Origin of the sequence: Amycolatopsis sp. cmx-4-54 (genome assembly GCF_046548895.1) — a bacterium.
Lineage (GTDB): Bacteria > Actinomycetota > Actinomycetes > Mycobacteriales > Pseudonocardiaceae > Amycolatopsis.
Genome location: NZ_JAEBEJ010000008.1, coordinates 127,879 through 150,583 on the forward strand (window position 1 = coordinate 127,879; position 22,705 = coordinate 150,583).

Annotated in this window: 20 protein-coding genes and 1 pseudogene; 12 read left to right on the forward strand and 9 right to left on the reverse strand. The window is 68.8% G+C overall.

What is annotated here, in order from left to right; translation table 11 throughout:
- The first annotated feature begins 19 nt into the window (after window positions 1-19).
- The 5 genes from ACLJQ7_RS25915 (at window position 20) to ACLJQ7_RS25935 (ending at window position 5,703) form a co-directional block, all read left to right on the forward strand.
- The gene (locus ACLJQ7_RS25915; RefSeq protein WP_410650764.1) at window positions 20-1,108 is read left to right on the forward strand and encodes a hypothetical protein; all 1,089 of its coding nucleotides are present in this window, start codon (window positions 20-22) and stop codon (window positions 1,106-1,108) included.
- The gene (locus ACLJQ7_RS25920) at window positions 1,108-2,262 is read left to right on the forward strand and encodes a toxic anion resistance protein (RefSeq protein ID WP_410650765.1); all 1,155 of its coding nucleotides are present in this window, start codon (window positions 1,108-1,110) and stop codon (window positions 2,260-2,262) included. Before ACLJQ7_RS25915 ends, ACLJQ7_RS25920 begins: the two co-directional genes overlap by 1 nt.
- Window positions 2,259-3,881, forward strand: a complete 1,623-nt coding sequence (locus ACLJQ7_RS25925; RefSeq protein ID WP_410650766.1) for a substrate-binding domain-containing protein — start codon at window positions 2,259-2,261, stop codon at window positions 3,879-3,881. Before ACLJQ7_RS25920 ends, ACLJQ7_RS25925 begins: the two co-directional genes overlap by 4 nt.
- Entirely contained in the window at window positions 3,878-4,474 is a 597-nt protein-coding gene (locus ACLJQ7_RS25930; protein ID WP_410650767.1) for a hypothetical protein, read from the forward strand. Before ACLJQ7_RS25925 ends, ACLJQ7_RS25930 begins: the two co-directional genes overlap by 4 nt.
- Before the next feature lie 131 nt (window positions 4,475-4,605).
- A complete protein-coding gene (locus ACLJQ7_RS25935) occupies window positions 4,606-5,703 on the forward strand; it encodes a peptidase inhibitor family I36 protein (RefSeq protein ID WP_410650768.1) in 1,098 nt (365 codons plus the stop codon).
- Between the two features lie 50 nt (window positions 5,704-5,753).
- Here ACLJQ7_RS25935 and ACLJQ7_RS25940 read toward each other — a convergent pair whose 3' ends face one another.
- Together ACLJQ7_RS25940 and ACLJQ7_RS25945 are read right to left on the reverse strand one after the other, a co-directional pair.
- A complete protein-coding gene (locus ACLJQ7_RS25940; RefSeq protein ID WP_410650769.1) occupies window positions 5,754-6,548 on the reverse strand; it encodes an LmeA family phospholipid-binding protein in 795 nt (264 codons plus the stop codon).
- 45 nt (window positions 6,549-6,593) lie between these two features.
- Entirely contained in the window at window positions 6,594-6,848 is a 255-nt protein-coding gene (locus tag ACLJQ7_RS25945; protein WP_093932065.1) for a hypothetical protein, read from the reverse strand.
- A gap of 175 nt (window positions 6,849-7,023) precedes the next feature.
- On the opposite strand from ACLJQ7_RS25945, the gene ACLJQ7_RS25950 reads away from it, so the two are divergent.
- Window positions 7,024-7,728, forward strand: a complete 705-nt coding sequence (locus tag ACLJQ7_RS25950; protein ID WP_410650770.1) for a class I SAM-dependent methyltransferase — start codon at window positions 7,024-7,026, stop codon at window positions 7,726-7,728.
- 8 nt (window positions 7,729-7,736) lie between these two features.
- On the opposite strand, the gene ACLJQ7_RS25955 is transcribed toward ACLJQ7_RS25950, so the two are convergent.
- On the reverse strand, window positions 7,737-8,345 hold the full coding sequence (locus tag ACLJQ7_RS25955; protein WP_410650771.1) for a hypothetical protein: 609 nt from the start codon (window positions 8,343-8,345) through the stop codon (window positions 7,737-7,739).
- 49 nt (window positions 8,346-8,394) lie between these two features.
- On the reverse strand, window positions 8,395-9,864 hold the full coding sequence (locus ACLJQ7_RS25960) for a M20/M25/M40 family metallo-hydrolase (RefSeq protein WP_410650772.1): 1,470 nt from the start codon (window positions 9,862-9,864) through the stop codon (window positions 8,395-8,397).
- 155 nt (window positions 9,865-10,019) lie between these two features.
- On the opposite strand from ACLJQ7_RS25960, the gene ACLJQ7_RS25965 reads away from it, so the two are divergent.
- Window positions 10,020-11,204, forward strand: a complete 1,185-nt coding sequence (locus tag ACLJQ7_RS25965) for a hypothetical protein (protein WP_410650773.1) — start codon at window positions 10,020-10,022, stop codon at window positions 11,202-11,204.
- A 31-nt stretch (window positions 11,205-11,235) separates the two neighbouring features.
- Here ACLJQ7_RS25965 and ACLJQ7_RS25970 read toward each other — a convergent pair whose 3' ends face one another.
- Together ACLJQ7_RS25970 and ACLJQ7_RS25975 are read right to left on the reverse strand one after the other, a co-directional pair.
- On the reverse strand, window positions 11,236-12,417 hold the full coding sequence (locus ACLJQ7_RS25970; RefSeq protein ID WP_410650774.1) for a DUF222 domain-containing protein: 1,182 nt from the start codon (window positions 12,415-12,417) through the stop codon (window positions 11,236-11,238).
- Window positions 12,418-12,527: 110 nt separating this feature from the next.
- A pseudogene (locus tag ACLJQ7_RS25975) lies at window positions 12,528-12,620 on the reverse strand (vitamin B12 dependent-methionine synthase activation domain-containing protein); the annotation flags it as partial.
- Window positions 12,621-13,081: 461 nt separating this feature from the next.
- Here ACLJQ7_RS25975 and ACLJQ7_RS25980 point away from each other — a divergent pair.
- Together ACLJQ7_RS25980 and ACLJQ7_RS25985 are read left to right on the forward strand one after the other, a co-directional pair.
- The gene (locus ACLJQ7_RS25980) at window positions 13,082-13,654 is read left to right on the forward strand and encodes an RNA polymerase sigma factor (protein ID WP_410650775.1); all 573 of its coding nucleotides are present in this window, start codon (window positions 13,082-13,084) and stop codon (window positions 13,652-13,654) included.
- Window positions 13,647-14,531, forward strand: coding sequence for a CU044_5270 family protein (locus ACLJQ7_RS25985; protein WP_410650776.1), 885 nt, complete (start codon window positions 13,647-13,649; stop codon window positions 14,529-14,531). The genes ACLJQ7_RS25980 and ACLJQ7_RS25985 overlap by 8 nt, the downstream gene beginning before the upstream one ends.
- 111 nt (window positions 14,532-14,642) lie before the next feature.
- Here the strand turns inward: ACLJQ7_RS25985 and ACLJQ7_RS25990 are convergent, their stop codons facing one another.
- Window positions 14,643-15,209, reverse strand: coding sequence for a TetR/AcrR family transcriptional regulator (locus ACLJQ7_RS25990; RefSeq protein ID WP_410650777.1), 567 nt, complete (start codon window positions 15,207-15,209; stop codon window positions 14,643-14,645).
- 86 nt (window positions 15,210-15,295) lie between these two features.
- Here ACLJQ7_RS25990 and ACLJQ7_RS25995 point away from each other — a divergent pair, with 86 nt between their 5' ends.
- Genes ACLJQ7_RS25995 through ACLJQ7_RS26005 form a run of 3 tightly spaced genes read left to right on the forward strand, consistent with a single transcriptional unit; the run spans window position 15,296 to window position 18,661 of the window.
- The gene (locus tag ACLJQ7_RS25995) at window positions 15,296-16,522 is read left to right on the forward strand and encodes an amidohydrolase family protein (RefSeq protein ID WP_410650778.1); all 1,227 of its coding nucleotides are present in this window, start codon (window positions 15,296-15,298) and stop codon (window positions 16,520-16,522) included.
- On the forward strand, window positions 16,519-17,373 hold the full coding sequence (locus ACLJQ7_RS26000; protein ID WP_410650779.1) for an alpha/beta hydrolase: 855 nt from the start codon (window positions 16,519-16,521) through the stop codon (window positions 17,371-17,373). Before ACLJQ7_RS25995 ends, ACLJQ7_RS26000 begins: the two co-directional genes overlap by 4 nt.
- Before the next feature lie 22 nt (window positions 17,374-17,395).
- Window positions 17,396-18,661, forward strand: coding sequence for an NAD(P)/FAD-dependent oxidoreductase (locus ACLJQ7_RS26005; RefSeq protein WP_410650780.1), 1,266 nt, complete (start codon window positions 17,396-17,398; stop codon window positions 18,659-18,661).
- Window positions 18,662-19,002: 341 nt separating this feature from the next.
- On the opposite strand, the gene ACLJQ7_RS26010 is transcribed toward ACLJQ7_RS26005, so the two are convergent.
- Entirely contained in the window at window positions 19,003-21,354 is a 2,352-nt protein-coding gene (locus ACLJQ7_RS26010; protein ID WP_410650781.1) for a LuxR C-terminal-related transcriptional regulator, read from the reverse strand.
- The gene (locus tag ACLJQ7_RS26015; protein ID WP_410650782.1) at window positions 21,351-22,496 is read right to left on the reverse strand and encodes a molecular chaperone DnaK; all 1,146 of its coding nucleotides are present in this window, start codon (window positions 22,494-22,496) and stop codon (window positions 21,351-21,353) included. The genes ACLJQ7_RS26010 and ACLJQ7_RS26015 overlap by 4 nt, the downstream gene beginning before the upstream one ends.
- Window positions 22,497-22,705: the final 209 nt, after the last annotated feature.

Below are 22,705 nucleotides of genomic sequence, written 5' to 3' on the forward strand. Positions count from 1 at the left end.
TGAACGAGGGGGTGGGCCGGTGAAACGCCGTCTGTCGATCGGCCTGGCAGTGGTGCTGCTGCTGGCCGTGGTCGCCGTGATCGTCTGGGGCCGGGACGGTGACGACAACACCGCGCGGGGTGCGGATCTCACCACGGTGCGTGGTGTCATCGGTTCGGAGAAGCTGGCCTTCTTCTCCGACAAGCGGGTGGCGGACGCGTTCGCCAAGCATGGGCTGAAGGTCGAGGCCGACACCGCCGGTTCGCGGCAGATCGCGAGTATGGACCTCGGGAAGTACGAGTTCGCGTTCCCGTCCTCGTCGCCCGCCGCGCAGCGGATCCAGCGCGACCACAAGGTGACCGGGGTGCACACGCCGTTCCAGTCGCCGATGGCGGTCGCGACCTTCGAACCGATCGTGAACCTCCTGAGCGCCAACGGAATCGTGCGCAAGGGCGCCGGGGACTACCAGGTGCTCGACATCGCGAAGTACCTCGAAGTCGCGCAGAAGAGCACGCGCTGGGACCAGCTTCCCGGCAACACCGCGTTCCCCGCTCGCAAGAACGTGCTGGTCACGACCACGGACCCGCGCGAATCGAACTCGGCGGCGATGTACCTGTCGATCGTCTCCTTCGTCGCCAACGGGAACAACGTGGTCAGCACGCCGGAGGCCGAGGCGAAGGTGCTGCCCGCGGTGTCGAAGTTGTTCATCGACCAGGGCTACACGCAGAACAGCACCGAAGGCCCGTTCGAGGACTATCTCGCCGCGGGGATGGGCAAGACGCCGATGGCGCTGATCTACGAGTCGCAGTTCGTCGACCGGCTGGTCCGCGCCGACGGTTCGATCCGGCCGGACATGCGCCTGCTCTACACGGCGCCGACGGTGTACTCCAAGCACACGCTGGTCCCGTTGAAGCCGAACGGCGACCAGGTGGGCAGGCTGCTGGCGACCGACCCGGAACTGGGGAAACTCGCCGCCACCTTCGGCTTCCGCACCGGGGACCCGCGTTTGTTCGCCGACGTCGTCGCCGCGGCCAAGGCGCCGGTCCCCGCGGATCTGGTGGACGCCGTCGAGCCGCCGTCGTTCGAAACGCTGGAACGGCTGCTCGACGCCGTGAAGAAGCAGTACTGATGGACGATTTCACGCTCACTCCACCCGAACCGGTGGAGGCGATCCCGGCCGAGCGGGCAGCGGGCCTGGTCACGCTGGCGCCGGAGGTCCACGCCGAGGTCGCGAAACGCGCCGAAGATTTCGCCCGCCGCCTCGAAGCGCTCGACGTCCGGTCGCCGGAGTTCACCCGCGTGCTGGACGAACTGCTCGCGGTCGGCGAGTCCGACATGCGGGCGGCGGCGACCGTCGCGGGCGCGCTGCTGGACCGCTCGACACGCGCGCTGGCGGAAATCGGGTCACCGCAACAACAGGCGGCGGTCAGCCTGGCCGGCCTCCGGCGGACCGTGGCGGAGATCGACCCGGCGAAACTGCCGATCACCGGCCGCAAGCTGATGGGCCTGATCCCGGTCGCGGGCAGCGCGAAGAAGGCGCTGGACCGCTACCGCGCGGCCAACGAGCCGGTGAACGCGCTGGTACTGGACCTGCGTGCGCGGCAGGACGTCCTGCGCCGGGACAACGCCGCGCTCAAGGGCGAGCGGGAACGGTTGTGGGTGACGCTCGGCAAGCTGTCGGAAGCGGCCGCGTTCGCCGAAGCCGTCGACACGGCGGTCGAACGCCAGGCCGGGATCTTCGACTTCACCGATCCCGCGCGAGCCAAGTCGCTGCGGGCCGACGCGCTGCATCCGATCCGGCAACGGCATCAGGACCTGCTGACCCAGCTCGCGGTGAGCGCGCAGGGCTACCTGGCGCTGGATCTGGTGCGGCGCAACAACGACGAGCTGATCCGCGGGATCGAGCGGGCGGTGTCGACCACGGTCGCGGCGCTGCGGGTCGCGTTGCTGGTGAGCGCGGCGCTCGCCGGTCAGCGGGACGTCCTCGACGAGGTCCGGGCCGTGCAGGCCACCACCGACGGGCTGATCAGGGTCAACGCGGAAATCCTGGAATTGCGCAGCGCCGAGATCCAGCGCGCCGGCAGTGATCCCGCGGTGGCGGTGGAGACGATCCGCGAGTCGTTCGAGCGGATCTACCGGAGCATCGACGCGATCGACGAGTTCAAGGCGGGTGCCGTCTCGACGATGGCGGCGACCGTGGAGGCGCTGTCCGGGGAGATCCGGCGGGCCGAAGACCATCTGCGCCGGTCTCACGAGACGGCGACGGCCGAGGGGGCATCGTGAAACGCTGGGCTGTGCTCACGGTGGCGGCGACCTGCGCGCTGTCATTGGTTTCCTGTGATTCGAGTGAAGGCGGGACGGGCCTGGGGGAGGCCGAAGCGGGTACGTTGCGGGTGCTCGCGGGCAGCGAACTGGCCGACCTTCAACCGCTGCTGGAACAGGAGGCGGCCGCGACCGGGGTCAAGGTGAAGTTCCAGTTCACCGGGACGCTGGAAGGCACCGAGTCGCTGGCGAACGGCAAGGTGGACGGCCAGTACGACGCCGTGTGGTTCTCGTCGAACCGGTACCCGGCGGCGGTTCCGGAGGCCGCGAAACGGCTGGGCGAGCAGGTGAAGATCATGAGTTCGCCGGTGGTGCTCGGCCTGTCCGCGTCGTCGGCGCGGCGGCTCGGCTGGACCGGGCGGCCGGTGGGCTGGGGTGAGATCGCCGAACAGGCCGGAAAGAAAGCCTTCACCTATGGGATGACCGATCCTTCCGCGTCGAACTCCGGTTTCTCGGCGCTCGTCGGGGTTGCGTCGGCGCTCGCGGGGGCGGGCAACGCGATCGACGCGCGGCAGATCGCTTCCGTCACCCCGAAACTGACCGAGTTCTTCAGCGCGCAGGCGATGTCCGCGGGCTCGTCCGGCTGGCTTTCCGAGGCCTACCAACGACGGGCGACCGGCCAGGACCCCGGCAAGAAGGTCGACGGCCTGATCAACTACGAGTCGGTCCTGCTGTCGATGAACGCGAGCGGGAAGCTCCCCGAGCCGCTGACGCTGGTGTACCCGTCCGACGGCGTCGTCACCGCCGACTACCCCCTGACGTTGGTGCAGAGCGCGAATTCCGATGGGCGGGACGCGCATCGCAAGCTGGCCGAACGGCTGCGCACGCCGGACACCCAGCGCAAGATCATGGAGACCACGCAGCGCCGTCCCGTAGTTCCGGGTGTCCAGCTGGGACAGCAGTTCGCGCAGAAGGACCTCGTCGAGCTGCCGTTCCCGGCTACGCAGCAAGCGGTGGACGCGTTGCTGGGCGCCTACTTCGACAAGATCCGGCGGCCGTCACGGACGCTGTACGTGCTCGACACCTCCGGTTCCATGTCGGGCGACCGGATCGAGTCGCTGCGCGCCGCGCTGATCGGGCTGACCGGCGCCGACGGCTCGCTGACCGGGCGGTACCGCCGGTTCCGCAGCCGCGAAGAGGTCACGATGCTGCCGTTCGACACCGTGCCCGGCAGCCCGGAGACGTTCACCGTCCCGGAAGGCGATCCACAACCCGCGCTGGACAAGATCAAACGGTTCGCCGAAGGCCTCGACGCGAACGGCGGCACGGCGATCTACGACAGCCTTCAACGCGCGTACGACATCATGGGTCCGCTGGTCGCCCGCGACCCCGATCGGTTCACCTCGATCGTCCTGATGACCGACGGGCAGAACGCGAACGGTTCCAAGTTCTCGGACTTCCAGCTGAGGTTCCCGTCGTTACCGGAGGCGGTGCGGCAGATCCCGGTGTTCACCGTGATCTTCGGTGAAGGCGACTCCGCCGAACTCGGCGAGGTCGCGAAACGCACCGGCGGCAACGTGTTCGACGCGCGAGGGGACGTCCTGCCCAAGGTGTTCCAGGAAATCCGCGGTTACCAGTGATCCGGTACCTCGGCTCCACGAAGAACCTCGCCGGCTGCGTCGGCGGGCTGATCGGGCTCGCGCTGTACCTGACCGGCGTCGTCGGCGGGCTGTGGCCGCTCGTCGTCGCGGGGCTGTACGCGGTGTTCGCCCTCCTCGCGCCGCCCGAGCGGGTCCGGCTCGTCTCGGCGGACGCCGTCGCCGAGGCCGGGCAGCTGCGCGCCGATCTCGGCTCGTTGGTGGGCAAGGTGACCGCGCGAGCGCAGCGAATGCCGGAGTCCTCTGTGGACGGTGTGCGGCGGATCGCCGGGGTGCTCGACGATTTGCTTTCGCGGCCGGAGCGGTGGGCGGCGAACCCGGACGTCCAGCACGCCGTCACCCGGTTGGCGCGAACCGATCTGCCGCTGTCGGTGGAAACCTACCTGAATCTGCCGTGGTGGTTCGCCGCCAAACGCCGGGCCGGCGGTGAGCCGAGCGCGTCCGATGAACTCCTCACGCAACTGGAGCTGCTGGAGACCGAAGCACACCGCATCGCGGAACGGTTCTACGCGGGCGACGTCCATCAGCAGGCCGACCACACGCGCTATCTGCGCGAGCGCGGCGAATCCGGTTGAGCGGTCCCGATCAGCGGTAAGCGAGAACAGGTCTGCCGGTCGTTCTGCATGGGCAAGGCGGTTTTCCGGTGGTGCACTGGTGAAGCCGATCCGTTCGGGGTCGGTTTCCGTCTTCCCCAGGGAGTTCAGACGTGCACAAGTACAGACTCGGGGCGGCCTTCCTGGCCGCTGTGGTGATGTGTCTCGCCGGCGGTGTCCCGGCGAACGCCGGCGAGCGCGGCGAGCACTGTGTCGCCGACACCGCGACCGGAGCCATCCGGTGCTTCGACAGCGTCGGCGAGTCCTTCGCCGCGGCGTCGGCAGGCGAGGTGGGCGCCTCCGCGACGGTGATCAGCGTGCTGTACGAACACGGGAACTTCGGCGGCGCGAGCCTCACCGTCACCGGATCACCGTGCGTCGACGGGACCACCCAGAACCTCGGCTTCCTCGGTGACTGGAACGACAAGATCTCCTCGTTCCAGACCTTCAACAACTGCTACATCACGATGTACGAGCACGCCGAATACCAGGGCGGCTCTCAGGAGTGGTACGCCAACGACAGCGCCAACTACGGGTCGAACATGAACGACAAGGGCAGCTCCGTGGTGTATTCGCGCGGGCCGTCCCGCGCCGAGCTGCTGAAGGACTGCGGCAACGCGACCAAGACCTGCAACGCCCACGTCGACCAGCGCGGTCAGGACTTCTACGGCAACTGGGGCCGGGTCGACACGGTGTTCAACTGCAGTGCCAACAAGATCACCCAGGTGATCGGCAAACGGGACACCCGAAGCGGGAAGAACACGGTGTCGAACGAGATCAGCGTGAGCGCGGGCTTCAAGTTCCTCGTCGACTGGTCGGTCGCCTACAAGCGCACGTGGGGCCAGGAATGGGGCTGGGAGACCAGCGAAAGCGTCGAGACCCGGATCGAGGTCAACCCCGGCTACTGGGCGGGCCTGGACCGCTCACCGGTGATGCGGGTGGCCAGCGGTTCGTACGACATGTGGTACGACAAGCGCAGGTGGGGTCACCACCAGTGGTACGTGTGGAACTTCAGCGGTGAAGGCCCGGCGCCCGGTGTCGTCGGCCAGACCAGGACCGTCGGCAAGAAGATGACTTCGGACGAGAAGAAGAAGGTGTGCGGGAAGTCGGCCGGTCTCGTGCGGTCATCCGCCGTCCCGCAGGCGGAAAGCGCCGCCGCGAAGCCCGCCGCGCCCGCGGTGCGTGTCGCGCAGGGACCGCTGCACAGCTAGCTCGGTGATCCGGCTCTAGCTCGGTGATCCGGCTCGGCGGCCGCGAGCGATCAGCGGCCGCCGAGTCCCGGCAGGGTCAGCGTGGCCACCGCCGTCGTCACCCAGCCCAGCAGGTCGCCGAGCGGGATGGTGGACAGCTTCTCCGGCCACTTCTCCGCCAGTGCGTGCAGGACCAGGTGTCCGTCGTGTGCCTCGACCGCGACGAGCCGGACCCCTTGCGGGAGTTCGGGCAGTGGCAGGACGATCGGCTTGAGCCGGGACGGCGGGCCGAACCGTCGGCGTCCGATGTGGACGGACATCGGCCGGAGGATGATTGCGTCGTCCTCCACAGTGGACTCCAGGGCGAGATGGCCCCAGCGGGGCCGCTTTTCCCAGCGGATGTGGAAATGCCCGTCCTCGCCGGGGGTCACGATGATGCCCGGCCGGACCTCGGCGGCGCGCGCCTGGAGGACTTCCGGTGACACGCGGATCGCCATCTTCACCTGCTCGGGGATGGCGGCCGGGGACGGGAGCGAGCGGAGCCGGACGTTCGACGCCAGCACGGTGATGCGTTCGAGCGGTGTCCCCGGCCAGTCGACGTCCTCGACGACGATACGGACGTCGCCGACCTTGCCGGTCGCGGCCAGGCTGAGGCTGTCGGCCTCGTAGTCGAGCCCGGTCAGGGTGAGCCCGACGTCGTGCCCGTCCACCTTGGCCGTCAGCCGCCGCCCGACCAGCTGTTCGGTGACGGTCTTCAGGATCGCGGCCGGGGTGACGGGCACGCTGGGCAGCAGCGCCCGCCCGGCGGCGGCCAGGCCGAACAGCTCGGGAAGCGGGTTCAGGTCGAACCATCTGCCGTCGCTCATCCGTCCAGTGTCGCCGAACGGGACGCCGATCGCCGCCGCAGGGGGTCAGCGGGCCGCGAAACGGGCGATCACACCCGCCAGGATCACCCAGAACGCGGCGGCCAGACCGTAGTCGAGGATGACCGCGAGATTCGGGTCACTCACCGGGAAGAGTCCCGGCCAGAACAACGCCAGCGGTTTGGCCAGCGCCTGGATGAAGATGAAGAAACCGTTGCCCGCGTTGGCTCCCGCGAGCACCATCACCATGTACAGCAACTCGATGAATGCGAACAGCGCGCCGATGCCGGTGATGACCCGCACGGCCGTGTTGCTCCTGCTGGTGGTTCGCCATCTGGACATGCCGGAAAAGTTCCCGGTTTCCCCCGTGGCAAACGCTTCAATCGGCAAGTTGCGCCGATTGGCCGTACCTCGCCCACTGCTCGGAGGCGTCCGGTGACGGAACGCCATTCTTTCGATATCGATTATCATTGTCGCTATGACTCTTGGGGACTGGCACGACCGCTGGGAACGGCTCATGGCGAGGTATCAGCCGGGACGGGAGCGGGCGATCGAGCGGATGATCGACCTGGTCGCGTCGCACTGTGACGGCCCGGCGCCGCGCGTGCTGGACTTGGGTGGCGGCACGGGCACGCTCTGTGCTCGTCTGCTCGAGCGCCTTCCCGCGGCGGAGATCACCTTGGTCGATCTGGATCCGGTGATGCTGACGATCGCCGGTGCGTCCCTGCCGCCCTCCGTAAGAGTTGTCCGGGCCGACTTGCGTGACCCGGATTGGGTCACGCGGCTGCCGTCCGGCGGCTATGACGCCGTTCTGGCGGTCATGGCGTTGCACTACCTGCCGCCCGGCAGGCTGACCGAGTTGTACGCCGAACTCGCCGGGCTCGTGCGGGCGGGCGGACTCGTGGCCACTGTGGACGACATGCCGGACGAGGACGCCGTGGCGACCACGAGCGACGGCGGCGAAGACCCCTGGAGTACTTGGTGGGAGCAGGCCGCGGCGGATCCGGTGCTCGGCCCCGCGGTGGTGGAACGGGCCCGGTTGTTCGGCGACGCGCCTTCGGCCGAATGGCATCCGCCGGCCGCGTGGCACCTGCGCGCCTTGGGGGCAGGGCCGGTCGAGAAGGCCGTTGTGGCTTGGCGGAACGGTATTCAAGCCGCTGTGGTGGCCTTCAAACCTCGCTGAGCGTTCGGTCACTCGCCGGGCGGTGCGCCTCGCCATTGCCATCCGGCTCGCGACGGACGGCCCGGTATCTCCGTTCGGTCCGTCGCCCACAGCAACGCCGTCCATGGATCGATGCCGGTGGCGTCCACCTCGGGGAACATCCGCGCGAGCACTCGCGCACAGACGTCGCTTGGCGGGTCGAGAGTGACGTCGAGACCCCTCGCCATGTCCTCCCCGTGGACCAGGACCTCGATACAGCCCATTCCGGCGAAACCCTCGAGGTCGGCACGGCCGCTCGGGTGGTACGCGCGGACGTCCGGGGCCACCGTGCGGAGGGTGGCGCTCAGGATTCCGCCGCCTACCGTGACGAACTCCAGCATCTCCGACGGCGTCGCGGCCTGGTCGGCGACGGACTCGAAGCAGACGAAACGCGGCGTCGACGGCCGGGCGATCAGCAGTCCCGCGTAGGAGATGAGGCAGTCGCCGAGATGCTCGGCCGTGTGCCAGGCGTCGAGTTCGCCGGTGCCCGGCGCGGCCTGCCAGTCACGGCCCGACGCCTCGCGCAGGCTGTCCGTCACGCTCGTGATCGCCGCGTCGAGGTCGTCGGGGGTGACAGTGCCTTCGGAAGTGCCGGTCATCGTGGCATCAGCTCAGTGGCCTCAACTCAGTGATCTCAACTCAGTGATCTCAACTCAAGGGCGTCGGAAACGCGACCGGACCGCGGCGGCCGTTCTTCCCGACCGCGCGCACACCGAAGAACACGTTGTCCTTCGACAGATCCACTTTAGCCTCGGTCCTGTCGCCGACCTTGATCGCGTGCGTCCAGTCGGGCGCGGTCGTCTCCCGCCACACGACCTCGTAACCGGCGAGATCGGGGTCTGTCCCGCGCCGCCACACCAGATCCGTGTCGTTCGTCAGCTGGTTCGTCCGGATCCGGACGTCTTCGGGGGTGCCCGGCGCGGTCGCCAGCGACCACATCGTCGCGGCGTTGACCCGCGCGACCCTGGTGATGAACGGGAAATCGCAGAACTCCGGCAGATCGCCGAACCGCTTGCCGTTCTCCACCCGGACGTCCTGATGCTGGTGCGCGTAATCCTCGTGCGGTTCGGTGAACCGCGCGGCCGGATAGCCCTGTTCGAGGAACGGGATGTGGTCGCCGCCCCGGAGGTAGCGGTCGCGCCGGTGGATCACCCGGACGGTCATACCGGTCACCTCGTTCTCCGCGACCGACCGCACGAACCGCGCCAGCTGCCGGGAGGGCGAATCGTTCTCCCCGCCGACCGCGCGCCGGATGTCGGCCTGCGCGGGCGTTTCCGACGTCGGCACACCTTCGGCGAACAACCGGATCGTGCGCGGGTCCCTCGTGCCGTCGTCCGCCCGGCTCGAACCGACGATGTCGTTGGTGAACATCGCCTGCACGTTCGTGCCCGCCGCCTTGTACAGCGTGGCCATGTGCCGCGCGCCGAACAGACCCTGCTCCTCGCCCGCGACCGCCGCGAACACGATGGTCGCCGCCGGGTGGCGAGTGGCGAGCACCCGGGCGAGTTCCATCGCGACGGCCACTCCGGAAGCGTCGTCGTCGGCCCCCGGTGCGTCCTTCATCGCGTCGAGCGGATCCGAACACCGCGAGTCGTAGTGGCCCGACACGACGTAGACCCGCTCCGGGGTGGTGGAGCCGCGCAAGGTGGAGACGACGTTGGTGATCGTGGTGGCGACCGGGATCCGGGGTGGAGCGGGCTGCTGGAGATACGACTGCAATTCGACCTTCATCCGGCCGCCCGACCGCTGCGCGGATTTCGTCATCTCCGCGAAGATCCAGTCGCGGGCGGCACCGATGCCGCGGACGGGGTCGGTCTGCGAGGACAACGTGTGCCGGGTTCCGAAAGCGGCGAGTCTGCGTACGGTGGCCTCGATGCGGTGTTCGTCTATCTCTCGGAGGATCGCCCGGAGCTCCGCGTTGGGGCGTTGCGGGGTGAGGCGTTCGCCTGGACCTCGAACTTCTGGTTCTCCGGCGCCGGCCGGGACGCTGGCTTGGGCTGTAGACGACAGGGCTGTAGAACCCAGGGCTGTAGTAGATAGAACAGTAGTAGACAGGGCGGCCGCCGAGAGCGCCGCCGAGGTGGACAGGAAAACTCGTCTGGACCTTTCCTCAACCATTCTCCTGTTCCTACGCGCCTTGTGGTCGGGCGTCTACCCGCGAAAAGGATGAGCGCGGCGCGCGGGAGATGGGAGACGATCGCCGGGTGATGTTCGGGAGAAAGAAGTCCGTGGCCGAGGCGCTCCGGGAAACACTGGAGAGCCGTGGGCGCCGTGTGGACGTGCTCGTCGATGCGCTCGTGCGCGTCGACAGGTCCGGCGATGCCGCCGAAATCGCGGCTGCCTTTGAGACGATCACTGAGACACCGGCGCTCATCGCGACACTCGACGAGTACTGGCGGTACGAGCGGGCTCTGGATGACGTCGCCCTGCCACTCAGGACCGGCAAGGCAGGGCTGCTGGCAACCGCGATCGCTGCTTCGCATCACAACGGTCGAATCCGGGAACTGGCGGTCACGAGACTGCTGGCGCGACCTCGCCCGGAGACGCTTCCGTTCCTGCTGTTGCGCATGACGGACTGGGCGTCGCCGGTCAGTGACCTCGCCCGGGCGGGTGTCGTCCGGCTGCTGCACGAGGATCCGGCGGTCTACCTGCGGCCGGCTGCCGAAACGATGCTTCACCTGGGGCGCCGTCGTCGCGGCGGCTTCGGCGTGCGACAGCTGTACGCGGCTGCTTACGACGCCCCCGTGGCAGTGCTCGAGCAGCTGATGTGCTCGGTGAGCTCTGTGGTGTCGAACTCCGCAGTGTCGAACTCTGTGGTCTCGAGCTCTGTGGTTTCGAACTCCGCAGTGCCGAACTCTGTGGTTTCGAACTCCGCGGTTCCGCGGTTCGCGTTCGAGGTGCGAACCCGGCGCGGCGATCTCGAACTCGACGAGTTGATCCGGCTCGCCCTGACGAATCCCGACAAGGGTATCCGCGCCCGAGCCGGTGAGGCCGTCGCCCGCGACGCCGTCTGGACAGGTCGCGTGGACGTCCTGCGCAAGCTGGCCACCTGCCGCCACGGCGAGGTACGGATCAGCGCACTGACCGGACTCGCGCGCCTCGGCCACTGGGAGGAGATCGTCGGTCTGCTGGACGACCGTTCCACGCTGATCCGTGCGCTCGCACGGGATGCCGCCCGGCGTACGGGCGTCGACGCCGTCGCTTGGTACCGATCCGCTGTGTCCGATGCGAACCCTTCCCTTGGCGCCATCGCGGGGCTTGCGGAGTCCGGGCGGGCCGAGGACGGGCAGCGGCTGTACCCGTTGCTGAGTCATCCCATGGCCAGGGTGCGGGCGCAAGCCGTTGGGGCGCTTCGGATTCTGGATGCCGTTCCGGTCGATTCGGTGCGGCCGATGGTCGAGGATCCTTCGCGACGAGTGGTCCGGGCGGCGTTGAAGGCGTTGAAGACACGGGCTTGAGTTTCGCTGCCGCATCGGTGGAAAGCGTTGCTCAGCCTTGAGGTTCGTCGTCATCGGGATCCGTGCGTGGTTCGTGGAACGGCTCTGGCGCTGTCTCGTAGGTATGACCGCTCGGCGTGGTGATGATCATGCCGCCGTCGCCGGTGGGCACGGCCGACCACCCCGGTTCCTCTCGAAGTAAGTTGTGGCCTTTGCAATAAATGTGACAGTTGTGCTGGTTGGTCTTGCCGTCGCGGGCCCAAGAGGTGATGTGGTCGATCTCGGAGAATTCGGCAGGCCGGTGACAGCCCGGTTGCGTGCACTCGCGATCCCGCGCCTTGATCAACCGGGCCAAGGACGCCGGTGACCGGTATTTGTCGGGGCAGGCTTCGAGCAGTTGGCCCGTGGTGGAGTCGGTGATCAGCCGCGACCAGGTCGAGCCGGGGTCGGCGGCGATCTCGCGGACCAGCCAACCGGGAATGGGCCCGTACCCGGCGAGTGTCGCGGGGTCGTTGCGCGCGCCGACGAGTGTCAAGAGATCGACATAGACATGGATGTGCGCACGCGGCTTGCCGTGTCCGTCCTCAGCCAGCAGGCGTTCGGCGAAGATATCGGCGCGATGCTGGTCGAGGGTGCGGGATTGGTCCTTGTTCCGCCGGGCTCGCGCGGCTCGGCTCAGCGACGCGTAAACGGAACCGGCGACTTCCGTGGGAAGATGGCCGGAGATCGTGGACATGGTCTCGTCGTGGTGTTCCAACGAGATATGTCGCAACGCGCGTTTCTTGGCGGCTCGTTCGCGATAGCCGTCGGGATCGAATTTCTGCACGGCGTGACTCACCGAGCCCCGGATCGCGCCAGGAGCACGATCGGCGAGACGTCCGATCAGCCAGGCGTCCACCTGCGCCGCGACTTCGTCCGATACTTCCCGTGTCAGTTGCATGACCTTGGAAGCCTTGTACAGGTCGATATCGCCACGCTCCAACGCTGCCAGCGTGTTCGGCAGGCGGGCGACAAGAGCGCAGGAGGTCTCGACGAGCAGGTACGCGTGATTGCGGGTGACCGAGAAGCGCAAGGCGACCTCCTCGGTCACAGATCTTCGGGACCCACCGCGAGCGGCGAAGTCGGCTAATGCTCGTACCTGACGTCCCTGTGTCCGACGAAGCGAAAGCTCTTCGTCGAATGCGGTGTCGAGAAAGCGAGCGGCTTTCGGGTTATAAGGGAGAGTTGTGGTCATGCTCATGATCATACTCGAACTTACGTTCGAACGCGACTGGCCGAGTGATCGAATTTACGCGGAGAGTGAACGGGACTTTCGTGCAGTCGGAACCCCGCTGACGGCCGCCCCATCCCGAGCCGGTCGGAATCGAGCAGCTCGAACAGCTCCTGTTTCTCGCTGTGATCCGGGCTCGCCGGGTAGCCCAGCGCCGGGCGGATACCGCCCGGCTCGCCTGCTGTGAACAAGTGAGTGAGCGAGGAGGCCGGGAGGCGCTGGTGGCGCGGAGCCGGCTCGACCGCTTTATGGGCGACGGCACGTCGAATAGCGGAATCGGCCACGGACGGACTCCGAGCCCGGCACGGCGGGCCACTGGTGAGGCGTAGTGTCGGATGGCCTCAGCATCCTGGTAGCGCCTGAGCTTGGCCGTCGATTTCGACCCGGCATGGACGAACAGCACTCGCTTACACCCGCCAATGTCAGGCCGGACTGGACCCGCGTGAGTGGATGACGACGAGCCGGCCAATCCTCCGCAGGATCGCGCGTTCGCCCGAGAACAATCCGGATCTGCTCGATGCCGCGGGCGGCAAGTCACGGCTGGGTGGGAAGAAGAAACCGGCCGACGGCGAAGTAGTGGTGAAAGCCGGCTGTCGACGGGAAGGATCCACATGTCAGAGGCGGACACATGACGGCGGGAACGGGCGAGCAGGTGACCGACGCCGACCTGGCCGCCCGGTTGCCGCAGGACCCGGAACTGTTCACCGAAGTGCACGATCGCTACTTCGCGGCCATCTACCGGTATGTGGCGGGCCGGCTGGACGCGCAGACCGCGGAGGACATCGCCGCGGAGACGTTCCTCGTCGCGTTCGACCGGCGCGGCACGTTCGACGCCGAACGCGGTGAGGTGCGGGCCTGGTTGTTCGGTATCGCCACGAATCTGGTGGCCAGGCACCGCCGCAGGGAGGCTCGCCACTATCGGGCGCTGTCACGGGCGAGCGTCGCACCGGTGGTCGAGGGCCATGAGAGCAGGGTGGTCGCGTCCGTGGCCGCCCGGCGGCTGCTTCCTCAACTCGCGAAAGCCTTGTCGCGGCTGTCCGCCGGGGAACGGGACGTGCTGCTGCTCGTGGCGCTCGGCCAGCTCGGGTACGAGGAAGTGGCCGCGGCGCTCGGTATCTCCTCCGGCACGGTCGGTTCCCGGCTCAATCGCGCACGCAAGAAGCTCAACTTCATCCTCACCCCGGAGGCACTCGATGAATGACCTGCAGACGCTGCGCACCGCGCTGACCCTGGACGAGCCGTCCCAGGACGTGATCGACCGCAGCAGGCACCGGCTCCAGAACCGGATACACGGCGGCCGGACCTCCCGGCGGCGGACCGGATGGCTGATCGCGGGGGCCGGGCTCACGGCGGCGGCCGCTGCCGTCGTGGCGATCGCGGCCATGCCGGCCGCGCCGGTCGACGGCCCGCCGATGCGGACGGTCAGTGGGCAGGAGATCCTGCTCGCGGCCGCCACCGCCGCTGAGCGTTCCCCGGAGGGCGCCGGCACGTACTGGCACGTGAAGGTGACCGTGGCGGACGGCGCTGTTGCTTCGAGTGCGTATGAATACTGGATCAAGCCCGACGGTCAGGCGTGGATGCGGGGAGCGAAGACGGGAGGCGAGGTCATGCCGATGAAGGCGCATTCAGCCACCCCGTTCTCGCTGGTCGCCGTCGATCTGACGCTCGAGCAGTTGCGTGCCCTGCCGGCCGACCCGGACGCGTTGAAGGCCTGGATCGCCGAGGCGCTCGAGCGCAGCGACGCCAGGACGAGCGCGGGCAAGCTCACCGCGAGCGACCGGGAACAAGCCGGCTTCCAGTCGTTGATCTCACTGGTGTCCACCCTGCCGGCCACACCGGCGGTCCGGGCCACGGCCTTGCGCGCGATCGCCGACCACCCAGGTGTGCAAAACCTCGGCACGGTGCCGGGCGGACAGGGCCTGTCGCTGCCCACGGGCGAGCGGCTCGTCGTCGATCCGGCGACCGGACGGGTGAACGGGACGTCGGTCTTCGTCACCATGGACGGGGCGGTGAACAAGGTGGCTGACCCCGCCGGCGCCAGGATCGACGCCGAGTGGACCGACACCCTGCCCGAGTAGGGGATCGGTGGCCGGGAGCATGTCCCGCTCCCGGCCGCCGACGACCACACGGGGCGTTCACCGATCCCGCCGAGATCCACGGCGTCGAAGCGATCCAGTCCGCGGAACGGATCAGCCCTTGTTCATGCGCAGGATCAAAGCGACCGCGTCCTCCGAATGGCCTGTCGGAGTCAGGGCCTCCTGGAGGAGCAGGCCGCGAATCGCGGCAATGGTGACACCGGCCAAAGTCAGCGCTTCCTTGGCGTCGAGCCCTTCGTGTTCCGCGAGTGAGGCCAGCATCTTGGTCAGGTCGTCGAGCGAGTCGATGAACTCGCGAAATTCCTCCGGGCTGTACGCGGCCAGGCCTACGACGTGAAAGAAGCCGCGGACACGCGACAGCTGCTCGGGACGGGTGTAGGCCCGCCAGATCGCCATGACGAAGTCGTCGAAGGTGCCCTGCCGGGCGGTCTCGAAAAGCGCCTCGTTGTCGCGGGAGCGCTGCGCCTTGAGCATGGCCGCCAACACGCCGGGGAGCGACCCGAAGTGGTAGCGCAGGAGGGCGTGGCTGGTCCCGGCCCGTGCGGCGATCTCGCGGAGTGACACCTCCGGCGCGGGAAGCGCCTCCTCGAAGGCGTCGAGAAGCCGAGCCAGGAGACGCTCGCGTGCGTCGCCTTTGCGTTCCGCGCTTGACAAGATCACTCCCACAGTTTATCCATTGGAAAAGAAAGCCGGTGGTGCCGTCACCCATGGTCGCAGCCGGCTCGCGACGGTGGAGGGAACGACTCATGGGACGTGTTCAGGTGGTCGGCGCGGCGGTCGTCGACGGGTCGGGTCGCGACCCGGTCGACGTCGACGTCGGCATCGAAGACGGGTACATCACCCAGGTCGGTGCCGCCGGCGCAGGCGGCGAGCGCTTGGAGGCCGGAGGCCTGACGATGACGCCCGGGCTGATCGACGCTCACGTCCACTTGGGCTTGTCGAGCCCGATCCAGCCGCAGTTCTCGTTCCGGCTGAGCGCCGCCGAGCTCGCGGCGGACATCTTCGCCACGGCCGGCGCGGCGCTCGATTCCGGCTTCACCACCGTTCGGGACACCGGCGGGATCGACGGCGGCGTCGTCACCACGATCGCCAAGGGCAAGGTCAGGGGGCCACGCGTCCTGTCCTGCGGACCGGTTCAATGCCAGATCGGCGGGCACGGCTACTACGGAGCCGAGTGGGAACCCACCGAGCTGTGGAACAGCCATCACGTCCCGGGTCTGTGCGCCCTGTCCATGATGTCGGGCAACGCGGACGAGCTGCGGCACAACGTGCGCGAAGCCTTCCGTCGTGGAGCGTCCTTTCTGAAACTCTGCGTGACCGGCGGAGTGGTCGGGGCGCACGACCGGCTGACCGACACCCAGTTCACCGTCGAGGAGATCGCCGTCGCCGTCCAGGAAGCCGCGGCGCGGGGCACCTACGTGACCGTTCACGCCCACAACAACGACGGAATCCGGAACGCGGTCGAGGCCGGGGTGCGCTGTGTCGAGCACGGCACCGACCTCGACGAAGCCACCGCCACCCTGATGGCCACTCGCGAGGTCGCCCTCGTGCCCACGTTCGCCGTCGTCGAGCAACTGCTGCATGACACCGCCGGAGCAGGCCTCGACGAATCGACCCGCGATCGTGTGCTGGGTGTCCGCGAGCGGATGACCGAGGCGCTCGCCGTCGCCAAGGAGGCCGGAGTGCGGATCGGGCTGGGTTCCGATCTCATCGGCCCGGCTCAGCACTGTCGAGGCGAAGAACTCAGGCTGCGCGCAGAGCTCGAAACACCGATGGAAGCCCTCGTGGCCGCCACCAAGACCAACGCCGAGATCCTCGGCCTGTCCGGCCAAATCGGCGTCATCGCTCCCGGCGCCCAGGCCGACCTCGTGTTGTGGAACGGGAACCCGGTCGAAGACCCGGAGCTGTTCGCTGATCCCGCCAACGCCGTCCTCGTTCTCAAGGCCGGCCGAATTGTGAAGGACCTTCGATGAGCACCATGTGGCACGGCTGCCTCGCCGACACCGACTACTTCGAGATGCGCTCCAGCGGAGGGCACGACTACGGCGTCTGGGTCACCACACCACCGGGCTACGACCCCGCCACGACGCGAACGCCTGCCGTGTACGTACTCGACGGCAACTTCGCCGTGGGCCAGACGGCTCCGCTCATCGTCACCCAGGCGGATCCCATGCAGCGGATCCAGCCCTACCTCCAAGTCAGCGTCGGCTACGCGGGCGAGGAAGCACAGCACTGGGATCGCCTGCGCAACAGGGATCTCGTGCCACCTGGCGAGCCCATCGCCAAGGAACTCGTCGAAGCCGTGGAGATGGGAGTTCGATCGGGCGCGAGGACCCGCGAGGAATCAGACGCCTACCTTGCCGAACTACGCGACACCCACGCCGATGCGTTTCTGAGCTTCCTCACCGCGGACCTGCACCCGCGGATCGAACGCGACTACCACACGGCCACAAGCGGTCACGGCCTTTTCGGCTACTCCTACGGCGGCCTCTTCAGCCTCTACGCCTGGCTCACCGGTTGCACGCTCTTCGAGAGCATCGGAGCGGGCAGCCCCGGCGTCGCCAGTGAAGACAGTCAGGTCTTCGCACAGCTCCAAAAGCTGGGTGACCGGCAGCAGGCCGCCAAGCTTCACGTGACCATGAACGACCGAGAGCTACTCGGGGACCTGGCCATTTACCAAAGCCTCGCGAAGAACACGGCCTCCGTCCTGCATCGCCTCACCGCGCGCGGCGAAGCCGTCACCAGCGCGGTCCTGCGCGAAACGCACGTGACCGGCCTGCAGGCTTCGTTCCTCAGCTACCTCAGGACTTGCCGTGCCCGGTAAGCGCCCGAGTGCGGATGCGGTCGTGATCGGGGCAGGGGTGATCGGTTCGTCGATCGCCCTCGAGCTGGCGCGGTCGGGGTACCGGGTGACCGTGCTCGATCGGGCCGCGGGGCCTGGACAGGGGTCGACCTCGGCGTCGAGTGCGATCGTCCGGTTCAACTTCTCCACCACCGCCGGGGTGGCGACGGCGTGGGAGGCGCATTTCGGCTGGCTCGACTGGGCAGGCCACCTCGGGCACGATGTCGGCGACCTCGCGATGTTCCGCAAGAGCGGGCTGGTCATGCTGGACGTCGAGGCGGCGCCGCGTACGTCTTGGCTTCCGTTGTTCGACGGGATCGGTGTTCCCTACGAGGAATGGGACAGCGTGACGTTGGCCGAGCGCGTTCCGGGTATCGACGTCGGCCGCTATTGGCCGCCGAAGCGGCTCGGAGACGAGGAATTCTGGGAAGACGCGAAACATTCGCTCGGTGGCGTGTACACCCCGGACGCCGGTTACGTCTCGGACCCGAGCCTCGCCGCCGTGAACCTCGCCGTGGCGGCCTCGGCGTGCGGGGCGGAGTTCTGCTTTCGCAGCACGGTGACCGCGCTGGAGACGGCCGGTGGACGCGTGACGTCGGTGCGGCTGTCGGACGGCACCCGGATCCCCTGTGCCGTCGTGGTCAACGCGGCCGGCCCGTGGTCGGGCGCGGTGAATCGGCTGGCCGGCGTGGGTTCGGACTTCACGGTCGGGGTGCGCCCGATGAGGCAGGAAGTGGCGCACGTGCCCGCCCGGGACGGTTACGAAGGGCCCGTGGTGGCGGACATGGATCTGGGCACTTATTTCCGCGCTGAAGTAGGAGGGGGACTGCTCGTCGGCGGAACGGAACCGGAGTGTGATCCGCTGCAGTGGACCGACGACCCGGACGCCGTCGACCTCAACCCGACGGCCGCGGTCTTCGACGCTCAGGTGACACGGGCCGCGCGGCGGTTGCCCGACCTGGCGGTGCCCAACCGGGCGCGCGGCGTGGTGGGCGTCTACGACGTCGCCGACGATTGGACTCCGATCTACGACCGCACCGAACTCGAGGGCTTCTACCTCGCGATCGGAACGAGCGGCAACCAGTTCAAGAACGCGCCGGTCGTGGGGCGGCTGATGACGGAGCTGATCGACCGGGTGGAGAACGGCGCCGACCACGACGCGTCGCCCGTCCGGTTCCGCGCGCCGCGCACCGGCCTGGAGATCGACCTGGGCGCGTTCTCCCGTAAGCGCGACCGAAACACCGCGAACTCGGGCACGGTGCTGGGCTGAGCATCACGGACCGGCCGCCACGCCTGGGGCCCCAGGTTTCACGAAATCCCGCCTGGACCGCGAGATCGACCAGTTCGATCCTGGCCCCGATGCTGGTAGGTGAACGAGCGACCGTAAGGCAGGAGTCGAATTCGATCGGTGCGCCTCGATCCGCCAGGCGCTGTTCGTCCGTCGTGACGTGCTTGGACCAGTAGCCGATGTGGTCGAAGCGGGAACCGTCGATCGCGTCCCACGGACTGCCGGTGGAGAACACGATGCTGTAGTCCCAGGGCATATCGTGGCCGGTTCGTCGCAGCGGACCGCGGCGAACCTCGCGGAGCGGTAGCCAGGCCCGAAGCGCCTCAGCCCTTGCCCGCGGGGAGCAACTCCCGCAGCATGGCCAGTAGCTCCCGCCGGTCGCCGGCGCCGAGTTTCCCCCGGATCCGCGCCATGTGGTGCTCCACGGTCTTCCCCGAGATGAACAGCTTGCTCCCGGCCTGTTTGTACGTCAGCCCGTCGACGACCAGCCGGGCGACCTCCAGTTCCCGTTCGCTCAGCGCGCTCAGCCCGGTGGCCGCGGTGGGTTCCGGTGCCCGCCCTTGGAACTGGCGGGCCGCTTCGAGCAGCTGGACCATCGCCTTCCGGTCCGAGGTCCGGATCGCCGCCTGCCCGGCCAGCCGCGAAGCGTCCCAGCAGAGCCCGAGTTCGTGCAGTTCCGAGGAGGACGCGGTGATCTCTTCGGGGTCGAAGGAGCCGGTCAAGACGGCGAGCCAGCCGGACGCGGCGGCCGCGAGCGCGGCCGGATAGCGGCCGCAGGAGGCGAAGTCGTCGAGCGCGGCCAGATGTTCGCCCGCCGACGCGTGATCTTCGACGGTGATGGCGGCGTGGAGTTCGTGCCAGCGCAGTGTGGCCGTCCACAGTGGAGGGTTGCCGAGCGCGTCGAGTACCGAGTGTGCCCGCTCCAGCAGGCCTGCCAATTTGGCGCCCGCGCCGCCCCGAGCGGCCGCGATGGCGAGTTCTCCCAGTGGCAGCAAAGAATACAGATCCGGCTGCTGGCGCATCGACGCCTGGTATGCCCGGTCCCAGGACCGTTGCAGGCCGGGAAGATCACTCGCCCGCCGCGCCAGTCCCAGCTGCAGGGTGGCGGCGAAAAGTTCGTCGCGCGCTTCGAGACCGTCCGGCGGCATCAAGGCCTCGGCGGCCGTCTTGAGGTCGCCCGCGGTCATCGCGACCCAGCCGAGCAGCAGCCGGTGCCGTTTCGCGAGCAGGTCGCCGCCGATCCGTCCGTCCACCGCGCGTCTCAGCACCGACTCGGCCAGCGCGAGTTCGCCGGAATGCAGGCCCACCAACGCCGCGAGGGCCGCCGGGCTGTCCGGGAGCGGCGCCGGCGCGCCCGCCGATTCGAGCATCGAGGCCGCGCCCAGCAGGGCCGACAGCGTCTCCGCGCCGCAGCCGGACACCGAGCCGGTGATCGCCCGTGCCATCCGTGAAGCGGCGCCCGCGAACAGGGTCGGGACCTCCGGAGTTTCCAGCACGCCTCGGGCGGCTTCGAGTTTTCCGGTGCCCAGCAACGCGATCGCGGCGAACGCCTTCGAGCCCGCCCGGCCCGACCATTGGTACAGCTCCGCGCTGTGCGCGAGTTCGCCGCGATGCGCCAGCACGGTCGCCGCCACTTCGGCGCCCGCGGCCCTGGCGTCCGTATCCGACGTGCTGCCGAGCATGCCGTCGCCGAGCCGGAGCGCGGTGTCGAGGTCCCCGGCCAGCGCCGCGGCGTGCGCCCAGCCGACGGTGAGCGCCGCGCCGCGCCCACCGGCCTCGGACGCGGCTTCGTAGAACCGCGCCGCGAGTTTCGTGTCGTCGGACATCGCCTCACGGGCGGCCGCCTCGAAGGCCGCCGCCGCGCTCGCGCCCGAACTTCCCGTGCCCAGCAGGGAACGAGCGAGCTCCAGTACCGGAAGCCCGTCCCGCAGCTGGAGTTCCACCAGCCGCTGCAGCACCGTCAGCCGCCGCCCTGGCGAACCCCAGGTCCGGATGGCCTCGGCGGCGATCGGCAGCAGCACGTCGTTCTCGCCGAGCAGCCCGGTCGCCCTGGCACTGTCGAAGACCTCGGGCAGTCCTTCGCGATCGCGGTTCAGCAACGCCGCCAGCAGATCGAGATTGCGGCCCGCGCCCGCCTCCGCCGCGATCAGGTAGCGGTGCACGTCGTCGTCCAGCTGCTCCAGTTCACCGCGGAAGTCCGCGAGCCCGCCGGTGACCGCGCGGAGCACGAACCCCGGGACACCGCCGGTCCTGGCGTGGACGGCTTCCGCCGTGGCCGCGTCGCCGCCGGCGTGCTCGACGAGCCGCCGGACGTCGTCGACGCCGAACGCGCCCAAGGCCACCGACCTGCCGAAGGAATCGGCGAGTACGCGCAGGGTCGTCATCCGCGCGGCAGGCCGGAAGGCCAGCACCACGGGCGCCGTGGTTTCTTCGGCCTGGGCCTTGATCTTCGCGAGTTCGTCGTCGTCGAGCTGATCGGCGTCGTCGACCAGCAGCGCTTCGACCCCCGCGTGCGCGTAGTGCCGTCCGAGCTGGCCGAGCAGATGGGTCTTGCCGTGCCCGCCGGGGGCGACGACGGTGACCCGCACCGGGAGTTCCGGGGCGGTGGTCACCTCGTCGAGCAGGCGCCGGGCACCGGGATGGATGATGCCGGGCTTGTCGAGCAGTGCGTTCAACAGCGACCTTCGGGAGTGGACGGCGTGGCACCGGGGGTGGGCGGCGCGCACGAGCTCGAAGTGGTGGGAGGGGCTTCGGGACCCTTGTCCGCGGTGGCTTCTCGAGTGGTCAGGGTGAGCAGCAGGGTGGCCGCGGCCAGGACCACGACCGCGGCCCCGGCGACGAGAGGCTTGCGCCGGCTGAGCAGTTTCGCCGCCCCGGTGCGTTCTGGCAAGGGGAAGGGTGTGATGTCCACCGGCGGCCGTTCGGGTCGCTCGGTGAGCTCTTCGGGTAGGTCGACCCGGGGGAGCAAGGTGGTTTCGATGGTGGCGACGGCGTTCGATCCGGCCCCGCCGGGTCGAGGAACGTCACGCCGCGCGGCGATGTTGGCCGCCCCGGTCGCCACCGTCAGCACCGGGTCGCTCGAAGCGAAGAGGGGGCACGGCGTCCGGCCGGGAACCGGTGGGGCCTCGCCGCAGAGCACGATGCCCGCCATCGTCCGCGGCGGGATGCCGGCGCCGTGCGCGAGTTCGAAGACCCTGCCGACGGCCTCGCCGGGGTCGACGCCTTCCACCGTCTTGACCGGCTGCCAGCCGTTGACCCCGGCGGCGGCGATCGTGACCACCGCGCCGTCCGGGCCGAATTCGCAGACACCGGCGGTGACGTCGCCGTGCGGGGCGAGGTACGCGTGCAGGGCGGCGATGGGCGCCGCCACCAGCCCGGCACGGGGGAACCCGGCCTCGGCCAGCGCCCGGCGCAGCAGGTCCCGGCGAAACGATCCCCAGCCGACGGGGTGCGTGAGCACGATGTGGCGCGGTTTCTCGCCGAAGCGTTCGGCCGCTTGATCCACCGCGGCGTCCACGAGGACCGCGCTGAGGGATTCGGGCGGGAACCGCTCACCGCCCACGATCACGGGGACGTCGTCGCCGACCCGTTCGTGGAACCCGGTGAGCAGGCGGGCGGGCGCGGACCGGCCCGCCTCGACCGCGGCGTCTCCGGTGAGCAGGTAACCGTCGTCGTCGAGGAACACCGCGGACGCCGCCGCCGGGCCGCGCGCGCCGAGCCACGACGGCTCGGGCACGCCCCAGCCGTCGCCGGAGTCCACGCAGGTGGCGGCGGTGGTGCGGGTCGAGGCGATATCGATGCCGAGGACGTAGGGCAACGAGCATCCTCCTTCGCTTGACCAGCCCCTAAGGACCAAATAGGGCCACTCACCCGAACGGCTTGACCCATCCGGGTGAGGGTTGGCATTAAACCCAACCGAGTGCGTCTCGGTTAAGCCCCTAACGCCCTAACGATGTCATACCGATCCCCTATCGGCTGAGTGAGTGACGACCAGGAGTGATCCCCGATGTGCCCAGTGGCACCGGC

What these genes read in the sequence shown, in the direction of transcription:
- ACLJQ7_RS25920 (WP_410650765.1), top strand. Translation starts at nt 1,108, where the DNA reads ATGGACGATTTCACGCTCACTCCACCCGAACCGGTGGAGGCGATCCCG.
- ACLJQ7_RS25980 (WP_410650775.1), top strand. Translation starts at nt 13,082, where the DNA reads ATGACGGCGGGAACGGGCGAGCAGGTGACCGACGCCGACCTGGCCGCC.
- ACLJQ7_RS25970 (WP_410650774.1), bottom strand. Translation starts at nt 12,417, where the DNA reads ATGACCACAACTCTCCCTTATAACCCGAAAGCCGCTCGCTTTCTCGAC.
- ACLJQ7_RS25950 (WP_410650770.1), top strand. Translation starts at nt 7,024, where the DNA reads ATGACTCTTGGGGACTGGCACGACCGCTGGGAACGGCTCATGGCGAGG.
- ACLJQ7_RS25955 (WP_410650771.1), bottom strand. Translation starts at nt 8,345, where the DNA reads ATGACCGGCACTTCCGAAGGCACTGTCACCCCCGACGACCTCGACGCG.
- ACLJQ7_RS26000 (WP_410650779.1), top strand. Translation starts at nt 16,519, where the DNA reads ATGAGCACCATGTGGCACGGCTGCCTCGCCGACACCGACTACTTCGAG.
- ACLJQ7_RS25940 (WP_410650769.1), bottom strand. Translation starts at nt 6,548, where the DNA reads ATGAGCGACGGCAGATGGTTCGACCTGAACCCGCTTCCCGAGCTGTTC.
- ACLJQ7_RS25995 (WP_410650778.1), top strand. Translation starts at nt 15,296, where the DNA reads ATGGGACGTGTTCAGGTGGTCGGCGCGGCGGTCGTCGACGGGTCGGGT.
- ACLJQ7_RS25985 (WP_410650776.1), top strand. Translation starts at nt 13,647, where the DNA reads ATGAATGACCTGCAGACGCTGCGCACCGCGCTGACCCTGGACGAGCCG.
- ACLJQ7_RS25960 (WP_410650772.1), bottom strand. Translation starts at nt 9,864, where the DNA reads ATGGTTGAGGAAAGGTCCAGACGAGTTTTCCTGTCCACCTCGGCGGCG.